The organism is Leucobacter faecis (assembly GCF_054456695.2).
Genome location: NZ_JBTJER020000004.1, coordinates 1 through 17,796, shown reverse-complemented (window position 1 = coordinate 17,796; position 17,796 = coordinate 1). Strand labels below are relative to the sequence as shown.

Below are 17,796 nucleotides of genomic sequence, written 5' to 3'. Positions count from 1 at the left end.
TTCAATGCCGCAGATTCCGAGGCGCGCGCTCACAGCTTGCGCCGCTATTCCGCTCGCCCTGCTGCTTGCGCTGCCGGGCACCGCCAATGCGGTCCCGTCGGGGCCTGATGCTCCGGATCAGGGGCCGAGCGAGCCCGCGCCAAGCGTGACGGGATCGGGCCTGGGCGACGCGGTTGTGGCGGCTGTGGCCGCGGGCGCGACGACCGAGTCAGAGATCGCGGCAGAGGTGAGCGTTGCGCCGAGCACGCGAGGCGGCGGCTTCAGCTATGACGCCGAGGGCCGGTTGCGTGTGATGGTGCTCATCGAGGCGGGCGCCGGCGCGGCCGAGCAGCTCATCGGTGATGTCGCGGTGGTTGCCGAGAGCCTCGCGCCGGTGCCGGGTGTGGCGGCATGGGTGGCCCCCGAGCGTATGCAAGAGCTTGCGAGCATTGAGGGTATTGCGAGCGTCTCGCCCACCCTCACGCCGATGAACGCCGGGGCGATGCAGGCGGCGCCTGTGACCAAGACCGCTCCGGTCAAGCAGGCAGACTCGTGCGGCCCGGTGCCGATCGAGGCAGACATTCCGCTCGACAGCGCCGAAGCGCGTGAGCTGTTTGGCGTAGACGGCACGGGCGTCACGGTGGGCATTATTTCTGACTCGTTCAATAGGAACGCGACGGTTACGACGTGGGCAGATGATGTCGCCTCGGGGGCGCTGCCGGGGCCCGATAACCCGTGCGGGTACACGACGCCCGTCGAGGTGCTGTCTGACGAAACTGAAGGTGGCAGCGACGAGGGTCGAGGCATGGCGCAGCTCGTGCACGGCATTGCACCCGGGGCCAAGTTGATGTTTGCCGACTACGGCACCTCAGACGTGGGCATGGCGGAGAGCATTGAGAAACTCGCCGAGGCGGGCGCCGACATTATTGTCGACGATATCTTGTATATGAGCGAGCCGTATTACCAGCGCGGTTTCATTTCGCAAACGGTCGAGCAGGTGAAAGAAGACTACGGCGTCATGTACCTCGCGGCCGCGGCCAACATGAACGGTGTCGCGTCGAGCGGCCCGCACGCGGGTGATCCCGTTGGGTCGTGGCAGACGACTAAGTACCGGGCAACAACCTGCCCCGCTTGGGTGACGCAGGACGCGGCGGGCGAACCACTGCCCGCGGGCGCCGACTGCCTCGATTTTGATCCGGACCCTGCAGTAGACCAGGCCTATGACACGCTGCAGATGCGTTCAACCCGAGACGGTAGCAGCGTCGCAATGCAGCCGCTCGCGTCGATCGGTGAGCCGATCTTTGGCGTGACGACGTCATATGAGCTGCAGTTTTACGAGGCGGGTGGGGCCGAGCCAAAGCTGCTCGCCGCGATTGCATCAATGGGCGGTGGTCTGGGCAACGGCAACATGCTTTACCCAGGGCTGGTCGGCGAAGTCATTGCTCCCTCGGGTAGCGAGGTGTACATGGTGATGGTGCGCAAGTCGTTTGAGGCTGGCTCGACTCCCGCCGTGTACCTGGGCACAGTAGCCGGAGCTGAAAGCATTGCGTCGCGTCAGTTCATGGGCAACCGCGAATTGGGGGCGGCCGCCACCGACTGGGTTGGTGAGAGCACCTTTGGGCACCTGGGTGACGGCACCGCGCTGAGTGTTGCGTCAGCGCACTGGGACGAGCCCACAAAGATGCGTTATTACAGCTCGCTCGGGCCCAACACGCTGCTGTTTGAAGGCGTCGCAGAATCGTACGGGGCCAACCCGGCGCCGCGCCTGCCCGCGCCGCAGATCGTGTCGTCACCGCAGGTGACCTCGGTTGATGGCACACTCACGACGTTCTTTGGCGAGAACTCGGGCACGCCGAGTGAGCCCGAGTACCGCTTCTATGGCACCTCGGCGGCCGCCCCTAACGCAGCGGCCGTTGCGGCGCTTGCCAAGCAGCAGGCCCCTGCGATTGGTCAGGCGGAACTGTCTGACCTGCTGCGCAGCACCGCGCGCGGCACGGCAGACGGCGGGCCTGTGAACCCCTACACGGCGGCCGGATTCGAAGACACCCACGTGTTTGGAACAGGGCTCGTGAGCGCGACCAGGCTGCTCGAAGCGCTGCCGGAGCGGCCAGCCACTCCGGGTGAACTGCAGCTCAAGCGCGCCGAGGCGACATCGCTTGACTTCACCTGGGCGCCGGTCGACCGGGCCGAAGCGCTCACCGTAGAGCTCTACGCTGGCGCAGGGGACAGCCCAGCTGGTGTCGACACCGCGGGCGCCACCCCCGTTGCGACAGTCGAGCTGGCGGGTGACGCGGTGGCGCACTCGTTCACGGGGCTCACCTCAAACACCGGGTACACGGTGCGTCTCGTTGCTGAGGGCTCCCAGGGTGCACTCGCCGAGGCGTCGCTCGGCGCTCACACCAAGGCCGAGGCGCCCGCTGAGCTCGCGGTCGCGAAAACGACCGACCGCACGATCGCGGTGAGCTGGGTCGAGCACGCTGCTCCGGATCACTATTTGGTGCGGGCCGTGCCCGTCGCGCAAGCCGTGGCTATGAAGGGTGACATGGTGCAGAGTGACGGCGCAGTGCCGGGCGAGAACGCGCAGGGCGACGCCCCGACCGCGGGCCTCGTAGCACCCGTGGAGCTTAACGCCGGTAGCACCGGGTACGAGTTCACGGCGCTCGCCGCGGGCACCGAGTATGAGGTGATTGTTGAGGCGGTCAACACCGTTGGGGTCTCTTCGAGCGCGACCGTGAAGGCGAAGACGCAGGGGCCGAAGGCGGCCGCAAGCGGTACCGCGGGCGCGAACAAGTCTGGGCTCGCGCATACGGGCGGCAACGACCTCACCCCGCTGCTCGTCGGTGGCGGCGTGCTGCTCGTGCTGGCGGCGGCGGCGCTGTTGCTTGTGCAGCTGCGCAGGCGGCGGCGTGCCACCTCGGCCGAAGGTACCGATGAAAGCACCGCGCGCGACACGGCGGGCGACACGAATTCGCCGTAGCGAAGGATTCCGCTAGACTAAACGAGCCCCCCATGTGGCGGTATCTCGGTAAACTCCCCCAGGACGGAAACGTAGCAAGGGTAGCCGGGCTCTACCGGGTACATGGGGGGTCTTTTCTTTTCAAAAACTCTGTGTGTACGCCGTTCAACTTGTATGATGTCTATGTTTTGCTATGTAGTCATTCAATGTTGAACGGGGAGCTTCATGCTGCAAAAACACAGGCGCGCCTTAGCTGCGTGCGCCGCCATTCCGTTAGCGCTACTGCTAACGCTACCGGCGGCGGGCCACGCGCTACCTACGGCACCGGGTGAGACCCAGCCCGATCCGGCGCAAAGCGAGCAGGATCAATCCGCGGGCGAGCAGGCGGGCGAGCAGGCGGGCGAGCAGACGGGCGAGCAAGATCAGCCAGCCGGTGACCAAGTGTCGCAGCCAGATCCGCCACAGAGCGTCACCGGTTCTGGCCTGGGCGACGCGGTCGCGGCGGCGGTCGCCGCGGGCGCGACCAGCGAGCAGGCGATCGCAGCGCAGGTGCCGGTGGGGGCAGCGAGCGGTGCGGGCGGCAGCCTGGTCTACGATGCTGCCGGGCGATTGGGCGTCATGGTGCTGTTCGACGCAGCGGTCGACACCGCCGAGCAGCTGATCGGCGACATGGCAGAGGTGGGCGAGAGCCTCGCGCCCATTCCGGGCGTGTCGGCGTGGGTGGTGCCCGAGCGCTTGAAGGAGCTCGCGAGCGTGCCGGGCATCACGAGCGTGATCCCGCAGCTCGCGCCCGCGCGCCAGGGTGCCCAGGTAGGCGCGCAGGTAGGCGTAGGCGCGCAGGCGAGCGCGCTGCGCTCAGTGCTTCCGAGTACAGACAAGCCCGTCGCAGCGGCGAGCGACAGCTGCTTTCCCGTGCCCGTAGAGGCCGACGGTCCGCTCGGCAGCGCCGAAGCGCGCGATCGGTTTGGCGTCGATGGCACAGGGGTTACGGTCGGTATCGTGTCTGACTCGTTTGCACGCACCACTTTGCCTACGTCTTGGGCCCAAGACGTGGCGTCGGGCGCGCTTCCCGGGCCGGGCAACCCCTGTGGTTTTGAGGCGTCGGTTGAGATTCTCGATGAGGGGCGCCCAGGAGCATCAGACGAGGGCCGCGGCATGGCGCAGCTCGTACACGGCATTGCGCCCGGTGCGCGCATTCTGTTCGCGAGTTCGGGCGGCTCAGACGTCGGTATGGCGAACAACATTATTGCGCTCGCCGAGGCGGGTGCAGACATTATCGTCGACGATATTGGGTATTACACCGAGCCGATGTACCAGCGAGGCTTCATCTCGCAGGCCTACGAATACGTCAAAGACAACTACGGTGCACTCACGCTTTCTGCGGGCGGCAACGCGAACGGCGTAGCAACCGAGGGGCCAGCGACCGGAGCCCCGGTGGCGTCGTGGCAGACCAAGAGCTACCGCGCGACAGACTGCCCCGCGTGGGTGACCTCGGGCGTCGACGACGAACCGCTGCCAGTGGGCACCGACTGCCTCGACTTTGACCCAGACCCCTCGAACGATCAAGCATTTGACGTGTTGCAGCTCAAGTCAACGAGCACCCCGCGCGACCTCGAGCTGTTGCCACTGGCATCGATCGCAGAGCCAATCTTTGGTAGCACGACCGAATACGAACTGCACTTTTACGACTCGTGCACGACGAACTCGACTCCCGAGGTGATAGCCAAGATTCCGCAGTTTGGCGGCACGTTGCCCAACGGCATGAACCTCTACCCCAACCTGTTCGGGCAGTTGGAAGTCGCAAGCGGCTCTGAAATGTGCATGGTGTTTGTGCGCACCGGGCACGTCGAAGGCAGCAAGCCCGCCGTGTACCTCGGGTTTCAACAGGGTGCTGGAGCGATAGCTTCGCGCCAGTTCATGGGCAATCGCACGCTGGGGGCCGACGCCACCGATTGGGTAGGCGAGAGCGTGCTCGGTCACTCGGGCGACGGCACGGCCATCGGTGTGGCTGCCGCGCACTGGGACGAACCCACGAAGATGCGTGACTATAGCTCGCTCGGGCCTACCACCATGGTCTTTGAAGGTGTGAGCCTTGAAATAGCTGAGCCAGCGCCGCGTCATGCAACAGCCCAGCGTATGGATTCGCCCAACGTGACCGCGGTCGACGGGACCCAGACGACGTTCTTCGGGCACGAGGAAGAGGACAGCGCCGGCAACCCCATCTATCGGTTCACTGGTACCTCTGCCGCGGCCCCCAACGCGGCGGCGGTGGCGGCGCTCGCTCTGCAGCGCGCACCGGGCATCGAACAGGCCAAGCTCGCTGAGCTGCTCGGGAGCACCGCGCGCGGCACCGCAGATGGCGGGCCCGTGAACCCCTACACCGCTTTTGGGTGGGAGGACACGTACGTGTTTGGTGCCGGAATGGTAAACGCGGTCAACCTGCTTGAATCGCTGCCCGACACCCCGGCCGCCGCTAGTGAACTGCGTGTCAAGACTGTGGGGGCGACCGAGCTGGGCTTCACCTGGGGCCAGATCGAGCACGCTGCGTCGCTCACGCTCGAACTCTACGATGAAGCGAGCGAGGGCGCGGGCGCTGGTGCTGTCGCGACGGCTGAGCTGCCGGGTGACGCGGTGAATCACACGTTCAAGGAGCTCAAGTCGAACCATCCGTACATGCTGCGGCTTGTTGCCACGGGTGACATGGGGGCCGAGTCAGAATCGACGCTCAGCGCACGCACGAAGGCTGAGGCGCCACGCGACCTCGCGCTCGTGAAGGCGACCTCGCGTACGGCCTCGGTCAGCTGGGGTGAACAGGCTGCGCCGGATCATTACCTCGTGCGGGCCGTGCCCGTGCAGCCGTCAACCGCCTCAGCTGATGCTGTCGACGGGGCGAACCGTGCTGGCTCTGGCGCCGCGATGGTGCCGGTGAAGCTGCCCGCGGGAACCACGAGCTACACGTTCAAGGGGCTGACCCCTGGCACCGAGTACACCGTGTTTGTGGATGCCATGAATTCGGCCGACGTGGCATCGACTGCTTCGATGCTGGTGAAGACAGCGCCGGCGCAGGCTAGCGCCGGCACAGGCGGTGCTGGTGCTGGTGCCGGTGCCGGTGCCGGTGCCGGTGCTAACGGTAGCGCTGCGGGAGCAGGGCTGGCCCGTACCGGCGGTGCAGCCCTGACTCCGCTCTATGCGGGCGCTGGCGTCTTGCTTGTGCTGGGTGCGGCAACCCTTGTGCTGCGGCGCGCACAGCGCCGTCGCTAAGCCCAGTTGAGTATCTGAAGGCCCTGTAAAGACACGAATGCTCCGGTGCGAAAAGCGCCGGAGCATTCGTGTCTTTTCTTTCTCTAACATCGCGTCTACTATCTGGTAGCAGGGGCATCGACGTGCATTCTCACAATGATGAGTGCCGTTTGGTTGGTGTTCTTTGGGGGAACGATCCAAGGGGGGATCATTGTGGACGCCACAAATCAGCAATTGAGACGACGGCAAAAAGGTAAGAGAGTGCTTGGCGCTGGCGCCGTGGCAGCGAGCGTCGCGATGGTGGCGACAGCGCTGATCGCACCGGCCGCCAGCGCAGACAGCAAGACGACGAGCTCAGTGTCGGCGGCGCACGGCCACGCGCTCAACTTAGGGCTCAGCACAAATTCTGCGGTGGGAGCGGCAAGCGCTTTCACCGAGTGGAAGGCAAGCGGGCAGACCGGTACTCCAAGCGCGACCGTCGACGTGAGTCTTCTCGAAAACGAGATTCTCAACTTGGGAGGGGTGAGCATCCCGTTGATCGCGAAGCCCGGTACACCTGGGCTGCTAGATCTTGGTGATCTTGGCGCGATGAAGGCCTACGCAGACTCGCCGTACCAGAGCGTCTCGACGTCATCGGCCGGTGTCGTGGGCGACGACGGTTCGGTGCTGCTGAGCCCTGCAGCTGTGCCCAGCACGTTTGAGCCAGCATCGCTCGACGTAAGCGCGCTCATCGAGCAGGCACTCGGGGCGCAGGTGAGGCAAGCCGTGCTTGATCAGGCAAGCCTAGAAATTGGAGCCCTCGGCTCGACAGCGAGCGGCACCGCTGCGAGCGCGACTCCCGTGACCCAGTACATGGTGGCGGGCGCAGACCTTAACCTTCATAGCCCCGCGGTGGGCACGGTGGCGACAACGCTTGACACTGCTCTTGACGGGGTCGGCACGACGCTGAATACAGCAGTTGGAACGGGGGGCGCACTCGGGTCTGTAGTTGCGGGCCTGCCTGAGCTCAAAATCGGGACGGGTCTTCTGAGCGTGCTGACTTTGAAGCTATCGGGTGGAACGATCGCCATCGACGGTCTCGACCAGGCGATCGAAGATGTCACCGACACACTGATTGCGACACCGCTTGTTGACTCGAACGGGATCGTGAGCATCAGCCTCGAGACCGGCATGATCAGCGTGAACCTCGCGAAGGTCGTGGCGGGTGGCGACCTGAACGGGTTGCCCGCCAACACCGAGGTGCTCGACTCTGTGACACTCGGCAAGATCTCTGCGGCAGTTACCGACGCCCTCGGAACACTCACCGGCAAGGCGTCGACTGCTGTCACCGACCTGGTCAATAACCTGAGCGTGACGCTCACTCTGCCCGTCGAATTGAGTGCGCTCGGTGCGTCGGCAGTGGACGAGACCATTACGGTCGAGGCTCAGCTGGGGCAGCTCACAGGAGTAGTACCTGGCTCACCAACGGTGAAGATCTCGAATGAGAACCCCTCTCTTCTTGGAATTATTCTCAACATCCTGGGCATTAATGACCTTCTCGATACGATCACAGAGCCAGTGCTTGGCTTGCTCACTGACAACCTCACGACCCCTATCGGCACTCTGCTCACCACAGTGAACGGAAACGTGACGAGTGCGCTTAACCCCGTCGTCGCTAGTACTGTGGCTGATTTGGGTCCCGTGCTAAACACTCTGAATAAGCTCCTGACGATCAAGGTGAACGAGCAACAATCGGGTGACCTGGGTACGTCGAGCAAGACGGTGCGGGCCCTCGCGATCACCCTCTTGCCTGTTGGAACGAGTGGGGCCGCAAAGGTCGAACTGGCCTCGTCGACGGTCAAGCACAAGTTTGATGCGACCCCGCCGGGTAGCGCGAACACGAATGCCTCGGCGTCGGCTGCCGCCTCAGCGTCTGCGAACACGAGCGGAACGACGAATGCAGCGGCTACCGCAGCCGCGCAGGCCGCGGCGATGGCAGACAACTCGACGTCGGCGCAGGCACAGGCGACCACCAATGCGAACGCGGCTGCGAAGTCGGCGGCCCTGACGAACGCTTCGACTAACGCGTCGAACAACGCAACCTCGTCGGCAAACAGTTCAGCGCAGGCCGCGGCTACTGCTTCGCAGAACTCGCAGGCCAACAGCGCGTCGAACGCGAAGGGCACAGCTCAGGCCGACGCTAACGCGAGCGCCTCCTCGAAGGCCGCGGCGCAGGCTACGGCGTCAACCAATGCGTCGAGCAATGCGGCAGCAAGCGGTACGACGAGCGGTACTTCGACGGCGAATCCGGCTGCGCAAGCAGACGCCAACGTGAACGCCTCGGCGTCTGCGTCGGCCGATTCGAAGGCTAACGCGGCTGCGCAGGCAGCTGCAACGGCAGATGCGCAGACAACAGCCAGTGCAAAGGCAACTGCCAATGCGCAGTCGGCGGCGAAGGCCGCAGCCACGCAGAACGCATCGACGAACGCATCGACGTCTTCGAGTGGCAGCTCAAAGGCGGCTGCGCAGGCGGCAGCGCACTCGAAGGCCGACTCAGACTCGAACGCTTCGGGCACCGCATCGCAGTCGGCGACCGCGAATGCTGCGGCGGCGGTCGCAGCCAACGCGAGTGCATCGTCGAACGCTTCGGGCACGCCCACACCGCCCAACCCGGGCAAGTGTGACGTGAAGAAGCCGCGCGCAAACTCGCCGTTCCTCGACGTTGCTACGAGTCACAAGTTCTACCCCGAGATTGATTGGATGCACTGCACCAAGCTGTCGACGGGTTGGAAGGTGACGGGAGGCCACGAGTACCGCCCAAGCGCAGATATGACGCGTGAGGCGATGGCAGCGTTCATCTTCCGTATGCAGGCGCCAAAGAACTACAAGGCTCCCGAGAAGTCGCTGTTCAAGGACGTGAAGACGAACCACAAGTTCTACCGCGAGATTATGTGGATGAAGGAGTCGGGCACGTCAACGGGTTACGCCGACGGCACGTACCGCCCCGGCACGAAGCTTGATCGTGACGCGATGGCCGCGTTCATCTTCCGTATGAATGCACCGACGAACTACACGCCGGGTACGTCAAAATTCATCGACGTCACTCCCTCGACGAAGTTCTACCGCGAGATCACGTGGATGGGCGAGGAGAAGCTGTCAGGCGGTTACCGCGTCGATGCTGGCTACGAGTACCGCCCGAAGAACACGCTCAGCCGCGAGGCTATGGCGGCGTTCATCGAGCGCCTCGTTGACGACTACTGGAACAAGGTGATCCCCAAGAAGTAGTTCGACACGAAACACCTCACACGAGACCGCCGCGGAGCCCCACAGCCCCGCGGCGGTCTCGCACGTCTGCCCGCAGTGAGCCTGCTCAAACCCGCTAGGCAATAGGGTGTAACCATGGCAGCTCTTAACGGTGCAGCAGTAATCGGATCAGGCCCCAACGGGCTCGCCGCGGCGGTGACTCTCTCGCGCGCGGGCGTGCCCGTCACGGTGTACGAGGCGGCTGAGACGATCGGCGGTGGCACCCGCACCACCGAGTTGGTTGCGCCCGGCGTGCTGCACGATGTGTGCTCGGCGATTCACCCCACCGCGCTCGCCACGGGGTTCTTCAGGGAGTTCGAGCTCGAGAAGCGCATCGAGTTCGCGGTCCCCGAAGCGTCATACGCGAACCCGCTCGACAGAGACGGAGGCAGCCCAGACGGCCGCGCCGCGATCGCCTACCGCGATCTTGCCCGCACGGCCCACGAGCTTGGCCGAGACGGGCGCGCATACGCAAAACTCTACGCCCCGATCCTGCAGCGCCTCGAGGGTGCCGTCGATTTCGCGTGGGGTGGTAGCATGCTGCGCTTTCCGCGGGATCCCCTCGCCGCGATCGCGACGGCGCTGCGCACAGGCGAACAGGGCTCACCATTCTGGAACCTCAGGTTTCGCGAGGAGGCGGCCCCCGCCCTCGTCTCGGGCGTTGCCGCCCACAGTATCGGGCGCATGCCTAACCTCGCCACCGCGGCGGTCGGAATGATGCTTGGGGCGCTCGGCCATGCCCGTGGCTGGCCTGTGCCGATCGGCGGCTCTCGCAGCATCGCGCACGCGCTCGAGCAAGACCTGCTCGCCCACGGCGGTCGCATCGAAACCGGTCACGCGATCGACGACGTGCGCGAGCTCGACGGCTACTCGACCGTGTTCTTCGACACCTCGGCCCGCGGCCTCGCCAACATCGCAGGCGCCAGGCTGCCCGCCCGCTACGCGAGGGCGCTGCGCCGGTTCAGGTACGGCGACGGCGCCACCAAGGTCGACTTCGTACTTGACGGCCCAATCCCGTGGCACGACCCCCGGGTGGCCGAGACGCCCACCGTGCACCTGGGCGGCTCGCGTGCTGAGGCGGCACGCGCCGAGGCCGCGGTGGCGCGCGGCGCGCACCCTGAGCGGCCCTACGTGCTGCTCGCACAGCCGACGCGCTTTGATCCGGATCGAAATGCCCCAGGCGCCAACGCAGTTTGGAGCTACACTCACGTGCCAGCGGGATCTTCGTTCGATGTGACCGAGCGTGTGATCGCGCAGATTGAGCGTTACGCGCCCGGTTTTAGGGACCGGATCGTGGCCGTCAAAATGACGACGGCGGCGGAGCTCGCGAGTTATAACCGTAACTATCACGGCGGCGATTTCAGTGCTGGGGCGGTGACACTGCCGCAGCTGGTGGCGCGTCCCACGCTATCGCCCGAGCCGTGGCGCACGCCCGTGAAGGGACTGTACCTGTGTTCGTCGTCGACGCCGCCGGGCCCCGGCGTGCACGGGCTCTCGGGGTGGTACGCGGCGAAAGCAGCGTTGAAGCGCGAGTACGGGTTGCAGGCCCCCCGCCTAGGCCTGTGAATAACTTGCCGCGGGTAGGCGGCCTGTGAATAAGTCACGTGGGTGTCGGTGGCCGCGGGTAGCATGGAGTCGTGGTTGCCGCACTGTATCGCCGTTATCGGCCAGAGTCCTTCGCTGAGATGATCGGTCAGTCCCAAGTGACTGATCCGCTCATGACAGCCCTGCGCACGGGGCGTATCGGTCACGCATACCTATTTAGTGGCCCGCGTGGCTGCGGCAAGACCACGTCGGCGCGTATTTTGGCGCGCTGCCTCAACTGTGCCGAGGGTCCCACCGACACCCCGTGCGGTGCCTGCCCGAGCTGCATCGAGCTCAGCCGCGACGGCGGTGGCTCGCTCGACGTCGTCGAGATTGACGCGGCCAGCCACGGCGGCGTCGAAGACGCGCGCGACCTGCGTGAGCGCGCCGTATTTGCGCCCGCGCGCGATCGGTTCAAGATCTTCATCATCGACGAGGCCCACATGGTGACCTCGGCCGGGTTTAACGCGCTGCTCAAGATCGTCGAAGAGCCGCCGCCACACGTCAAGTTTGTGTTTGCGACAACCGAGCCCGAGAAAGTAATCGGCACGATTCGCTCGCGCACCCACCACTACCCGTTCAGGCTGATCGCGCCGGGCACTCTCATCGATTACGTACAGTCGCTGTGTGACTCAGAGGGAGTACAGGTCGAGCCTGGGGTGCTGCCGCTCGTCGTGCGTGCAGGCGGCGGGTCGGTGCGCGACACGCTATCGATCTTGGACCAGCTCATTGCCGGCTCTGAGGGACCGTTTGTCACGGCAGAGCGAGCAGCCGGGCTTCTCGGATTCACGGGCGGCGAGCTGCTTGACGAAGTGGTTACCGCGTTTGGTGCGCACGACGCCGCGGCCGCGTTCCAGGCGACCGACCGTGTCGTGCAGACGGGGCAAGACCCGCGCCGTTTCGTGGAAGACCTGCTCGAGCGGTTGCGTGACCTCATTGTCGTGAGCGCCACCTCGGTTGAGGGAGCAGCGGCTGTGTTTCGCGGGGTACCTCAAGACCAGCTGACACGCATGTTTGAGCAGGCGCAGCGCTTTGCGCCTGGCGAGTTGTCACGTATCGCCGATGTCACGAGCGAGACGCTCGATCGCATGATCGGCGCTACCGCCCCCAAGCTGCAGCTCGAACTGATGATCGCGCGCGCGCTCGTCGCGCTCGATAACATGCGTGGCGTGGTTGGCGGTGGCGCTGGTGTCGGTGTCGGTGTCGGTGTCGGTGCTGGCGCTGACGGTGGTGCTGGTGGTGGGTTTGCGCAGCAGCAGGTGCCAGCCCAGTTCGGTCAGCAGCGTGCTCAGGCCCCCGGTCAGGCCGCGCCAATGACGCCCGCCGTGCCTGCTGCTCGGGTGCCCGCTGCTCAGCCGCCCATCGCGCAGGTGCCCGCAGCGCAGGTGCCCGCAGCACCCGCCGTCGATCCGATCTCGGCGCTCGCCGCTGCGCGCAGCGCCGTCACACAGCAGGCGACCCCGCAGCAGCCGGTCCAGCCGGTGCAGCAGATGCAGCAGCAACCTGTGCAGCCCGCTCAGGCAGCTCCCGTGCACCAGCCGGGTCAAACGGTGCAGCCGGCGCAAGCCGTACAGGCACCAGACGCTGGCGCAAGCACTACGCCGAATGCGGCTCAGACTGCTGCCTCGGTGCGCGACTTCTTGCGTGAAGACACCGCTGGTACACCGCAGGCCGCGCCAGATCAGACTGGTCCTGCCGCGCAGACTCCAGCCGCGCAGACTCCAGCCGTGCAGACTCCAGCCGCGCCGGCTCCTGCAGAGCAGGCTCCGGTTGCGCAGGCTCCAGTTGCACAGGCTCCGGTCGCGCAGGCTCCGGTCGCGCAGGCTCCGGTCGCGCAGGCTCCTGCTACTCCGGTCGCACAGACGCCAGCTTCACCCATTCCAGCGGCGCAGGCGCCAGGACAACCGCACCCGAATGAGGGTGCGGCGGCGTTCGGCCGACCGATTTCTGACATTTTGAGCGCTGCACAGATCGCCAGCATCGGCACAGAGCCGACTACACCCGCTCCGAGCGCGCAGAAGCTAGCGCCCGCGGTGGCGCCTGCAGCGCAAGCTGCGGGAAGCGCCGGGCTTCCCGTCGCCCCCGGTCAGCAGTCAGCACACGCAGCGCACAACGATCCGGCACAGAGCACTCAGCCAGCGCAGGGCACCGATCCGGCGCAGCACACGGGCCCCGCCCAGCAGCCGCCGGCTCCTGTCATGGGAACCGACGCGCCTGGGACAGATGAGGGTTATGACGAGTCAGAGTCGCTCGCGGGTGATTTCAATGATTTGCTCGAGGTGTGGCCCGACCTGCTCGAGGAGATCCTCGAACAAGATCGTGCTGCTTGGAACGCCGTCAAGGTCGTGCAGCCGCTGTCACTCGAGGGTGACCTGCTCGCTGTCGGCTTCGCCTCGCGGTCAGACCTCGAAACGTTCAAGGTGGCGGGTTCTGGCCCGCTTCGCGAGGCGATCCTGTCGGCCGTTGGGGTGTCGGTGAAGTACCAGCCGCGCCAGATTCCGCAGGGACAGGCACCAGCCGCGGCTCCTGGGCAGGCGCGCGAAGTGGCCGACCCCGCAGCAGAGGAGCCTCACCGAGCGGGCCCAATCGCGCCTCAGTCCCAGGGCCCGACTCAGGCTCAGGGCCAGGGCCAGGGCCAGGGCCAGGGCCAGGGCCAGGGCCAGGGCCAGGGCCAGGACCGGGACCGGGGCCAGCGCCAGGACCGGGGCCAGGCCAGCGCTCTCGCGACGAATCAGCATGCGGCACAGGGCGCAGCGACAGCGGCCGCGCATGACGACCCCGTCGCGCGAGCTGCTGCCCGCCTGAGCGCACTGGGGCCAGCGATGGCTGCTCCGGCCTGGGCCGAACTGAAGCCCGAGGTTCAAGAGCCCGTGCAGACCGCGGAACAGCCGCGGCAGTCTCAGGCTCAGGCTCAGTCTCAGGCTCAGTCTCAGGCTCAGTCTCCCTCGCAGGATGCTCGGCAAGCTCAACCACAGCAGCCAGGGTCGATGCCTGTAGACGCCACTTCGGCTCCGGCGACTCCGACAGCTCCTGAGACTCCGAGAGCTCCGGCGGCTCCGACAGCTCCGGCGGCGCCTGCTTTTGAAGCGCCCGCGAGTGCGGAACCGACTGCAGTACCTGCGCCTGCGCCTGCGTCTGCGTCTGCGTCTGCACCTGTGCTCGAGTCAACATCGGTTTCTGATTCAGTTTCAGTACCTGAGTCATTCGTTGAGGCGCCCGCAGAAGAGCCGATGGCAGCCGCAGTCGAGGTGCCCTCAGCGCCCGCTGCGACGCCGACGCCCCAGAGCTATCGTGACGATCCGTATGCGAACGATCCGTATGCGGGGGAGCCAAGCTTCGACGACTACGACGATCCGTACGCGTCACAGACTGCACCTGCACCTGCACCTGCACCTGCACCTGCACCTGCACCTGCACCTGCACCTGCACCTGCACCTGCTGCTACTACTCCAGCCGTCGACGAAACGCCCGTGTCAGCACCTGAGTCTGCGCCCATGCCCGCTGAAACCCCGGCAGCCGAACCCGCAGCTCAAACAACAGCACCGCCAAGCGCCAAGCGCGCAGCGGCCCCGACATTCACGCGCTACGGTGAAGCCGTCGTGCGCGAGACGTTGGGCGCGCGGTTCGTCGAGGAGCTGCCGCTCGCGCAGCCGCGACCGCAAGACTAGCGGCGCGCGTACCTCACCACACCACTTAGCGAAGGGATGCCCGTGTACGACGGCATTGTGCAAGACCTGATCGACGAATTCGGCAGGCTCCCCGGCATCGGGCCGAAATCGGCCCAGCGCATTGCATTTCACATTCTGCAGACGCAGAACTTTGACGTCTCACGCCTCGCCGAGCTACTCACCGAGGTGCGCGAGCGCGTGCGCTTCTGCGAGGTGTGCGGCAACATTACCGAAAGCGAGCGCTGCTCAATCTGCAGCGACCCGCGGCGCGATCAAACGCTCATTTGCGTCGTCGAGGAGTCGAAGGATGTCGTCGCCATCGAACGCACCAGGCAATTTCGCGGGCTTTACCACGTGCTCGGCGGGGCTATTAGCCCCATCGACGGGATCGGCCCCGATGATCTTTCGATCCCCGCTCTCATGCGCCGGATCGGTGACGCCGACATCAAAGAAGTGATTATCGCGACCGACCCGAACCTCGAAGGCGAAGCGACCGCCGCCTACCTGTCGCGCCTGCTGACGGCAATCGAGGTGCCGGTGTCTCGGCTGGCCTCAGGCCTGCCAGTGGGCGGGGACCTCGAGTTCGCCGACGAAGTGACACTGGGCCGCGCATTCGAGGGCCGCCGCAAGGTCGATTAGGGATCTCCACTGTCCGTTACGCTGCGAACGTCGTAAGCTCCTGCGGCCCTTTCGTCGTCATCCCTCCTGTCCCATCTGAGTGCACGTAGGACTCAGAAAGCGTCGGTGCTTCGTGCCGGCCGTGAAGGTGTTCACAATGCCGCGAGCCGCGGAATTCATGCCGACGCACAACAACTGCCTACAACACCGATCTACACATCTACCCACACCCAACGACTCCACTCGCACCGTTCAAGCAGTGCCTAATCGAGTCGTCCACAGCCCCCTGTTTCGACGAAAAATTGGCGTGATTACGTCAAATCTGTGGATAACTTCACTCGAATAAATCTACGATTCGTGAGACAATAGGGTATGGAAGCCAAACCCTCACCACAGCACGAAGAACCCCTCTCGGGCCTCTTCACTGAGGCTGCGAGCGAGGGCACTGATGCGGGCTCGAACGCCCCGGCCGCGGCCGGTGTTTCAGGCATGAGCGCTGCTGCGGGGGTGACTGATGAGTCGGCAGTGCCCCCTGTGGCGGATGCTGTAGGGGGCGCCGGCGTGGGTGCTGCTGGTGGGTTGGGGATGCAGGCGAAGTGTGACGAGATCGTGCAGCTTATGGCGCACGTGCAGTCCTTGTTTCCGGCCGACTGCCCTGGCGCTGACGCGCGTACGGTCGTGAACGCGCTCACCGGCGAGGGGGCGAGTGATTTCGCGAAGATCGTGGCTCAGGTGATGCGCAAGTGTTCTGAGCTGGAGGTACTCAGTGCCGGGGCGGTGGGAAGCCGGTCGGTGAAACGTGCCGGGCAGCCCGGGGTGGCGCAGGCGAGTGGTTTCAAAACGGGTGTTGAGATGATGCAGCACCTCACGGGGAGTTCGTGGGGTGAAGCGTCTCGCAAGGTGCGGGTGGGCCAGAGCATGCTCGCTGGCGAGACGGCGGAGCGTGAGGCGCGTGAGCAGCGTGAAGCGTTGGCGAGGCTCGCACGCGAAGCCAGCGACAGCGGTGGAGACATCGATGGCGGTGAAAGCAGTGACGGTGCTGGCGGTGACAGCGCTGCCGGTATGGACGCTGAAGCTGCGGCGGCTGAGGCTGCTGCGGCGGAGGCCATGCTGGTGTTGGCGGTGCCGTGGCACACGGTGCTTGACCGGGCCGTGTCGCGTGACCGGCTCACCGACCCGCAAAACGATGCGATCAGGCAGGGCCTCGGCGCCCCGCCGTGTGCTCCCGCACGAGACGCACAAACCGTAGATACTACTGCGGGTGCTGCGACTGGCACCGCAACGCCTGGTGCCGCGGCAAACAGCAATACCCAGGTAATGCCGGCGTGTGCGTTCCACACGGCAGCCTACTCGGCCCTCCACACTCCCCAGTATCAGCAGGACCCTGCAACGCTCTCCGCCACCGGAGACGCCACTAACACCGCCCCCACCACGGCCGCGGATTCCGCGGCGATCGCTGGGACCGTTACCGCTATTGACACAGAGGCAGCGGCAGCGGCAAACGCAGCCGCAGCCGCAGATGGTGAAGCAGACGCGTGCGCGGGCCGGTGTGAAGCAGCCCTGCTGGTGCTGTGGTGGCAGGCCGGGCTCGACCTGATCGAGGCGGCCCAGCACACTCGGGTGGAAGAGCTGCGCCGCCAGGCACGAGCGATTCGTGATCTCCTCGACCCGGAGGGGGCGACGCTGCGGCGTAACGAGCGGTATGAGGCGCGTTCGTTTCGGTGGTGGACGGACCCGAATGGGCAGTTCCATGCCCGCCTCACCTGTGACGATGACGCGGGGGCGTGGATTCAGACGATCTTTGCGAGCGCGCTGCGCCCCCGCCGCGGCGGGCCCCGCTTCATCGACCCGGCAGAGCAGGCCGCGGGTGACGAACTCGCGCAAGACGAGCGCAGCCACCACCAGATCTCGCACGACCTGCTCATCGATCTGCTCCAGTCGGGCGCGGTCGCCGACCAGCAGACCGTGTTCGGTACGAGGCAGGTGGGCGTGCGGGTGGTGCAGGTCGTGAACCGTGAAGCATACCTCGCCGAACAGGCCGAAGCCCGCGCCGCCGAGGCAGCCGCGAAAGCCACCAAGGCCGCCAAGGCCGGGAAGAAGACCGCCAGGCAGGCAGCCCGCGGCACCACCCCCGAGGCGCAGCAAGCTACAGGCACGCAGACGCCGGATACGCAGTCGCCGGGCCCACAGGCACCGGGCCCACAGTCGCCGGGCTCACAGACGCCGGGCGCGCAGGGCGACGCTCACGCCGAAACCGCTGCAACGGGCGCCACGACCACAACACCAGCGGCTCCCGCGGACCCGGTCGGGGTGGTCGCCTGGTACGAGGACGGCCTCACCATCACTTCCGACGCGGTCGTCGCCAAGCAGCGCTGCAACGCCGGCGTCGTATACGTCACCGTCGACGAAGACTACAACCCCCTCGACGTGGGGCGCGAACAACGGCTCTACAACGGGGCCCAACGCATC

The 17,796-nt window shown here is 65.8% G+C and carries 6 protein-coding genes, 1 other RNA gene and 1 pseudogene; all 8 read left to right on the top strand.

The genetic code is table 11. The features are described 5' to 3' along the window. The first annotated feature begins 4 nt into the window (after window positions 1-4). Entirely contained in the window at window positions 5-2,956 is a 2,952-nt protein-coding gene (locus ACXR2W_RS05370) for a fibronectin type III domain-containing protein (protein ID WP_458812963.1), read from the top strand. Window positions 2,957-2,976: 20 nt separating this feature from the next. Further along, window positions 2,977-3,076: signal recognition particle sRNA small type (gene ffs, locus ACXR2W_RS05365), an RNA gene on the top strand. A gap of 84 nt (window positions 3,077-3,160) precedes the next feature. Next, complete coding sequence (locus ACXR2W_RS05360; protein WP_458812961.1) at window positions 3,161-6,196, top strand: fibronectin type III domain-containing protein; 3,036 nt, start codon at window positions 3,161-3,163, stop codon at window positions 6,194-6,196. A gap of 258 nt (window positions 6,197-6,454) precedes the next feature. Next, a complete protein-coding gene (locus ACXR2W_RS05355; protein WP_458812959.1) occupies window positions 6,455-9,439 on the top strand; it encodes a choice-of-anchor G family protein in 2,985 nt (994 codons plus the stop codon). Between the two features lie 114 nt (window positions 9,440-9,553). Continuing rightward, window positions 9,554-11,023, top strand: coding sequence for a phytoene desaturase family protein (locus ACXR2W_RS05350; protein WP_458812957.1), 1,470 nt, complete (start codon window positions 9,554-9,556; stop codon window positions 11,021-11,023). A gap of 71 nt (window positions 11,024-11,094) precedes the next feature. Beyond that, the gene (locus tag ACXR2W_RS05345) at window positions 11,095-14,709 is read left to right on the top strand and encodes a DNA polymerase III subunit gamma and tau (protein ID WP_458812955.1); all 3,615 of its coding nucleotides are present in this window, start codon (window positions 11,095-11,097) and stop codon (window positions 14,707-14,709) included. Window positions 14,710-14,751: 42 nt separating this feature from the next. Beyond that, window positions 14,752-15,348 (top strand): recombination mediator RecR, encoded by a 597-nt coding sequence (gene recR / locus ACXR2W_RS05340; protein WP_458812953.1) that lies wholly within the window; start codon window positions 14,752-14,754, stop codon window positions 15,346-15,348. 351 nt (window positions 15,349-15,699) lie between these two features. Further along, window positions 15,700-17,796, top strand: a pseudogene (locus ACXR2W_RS05335) (hypothetical protein); the annotation flags it as partial.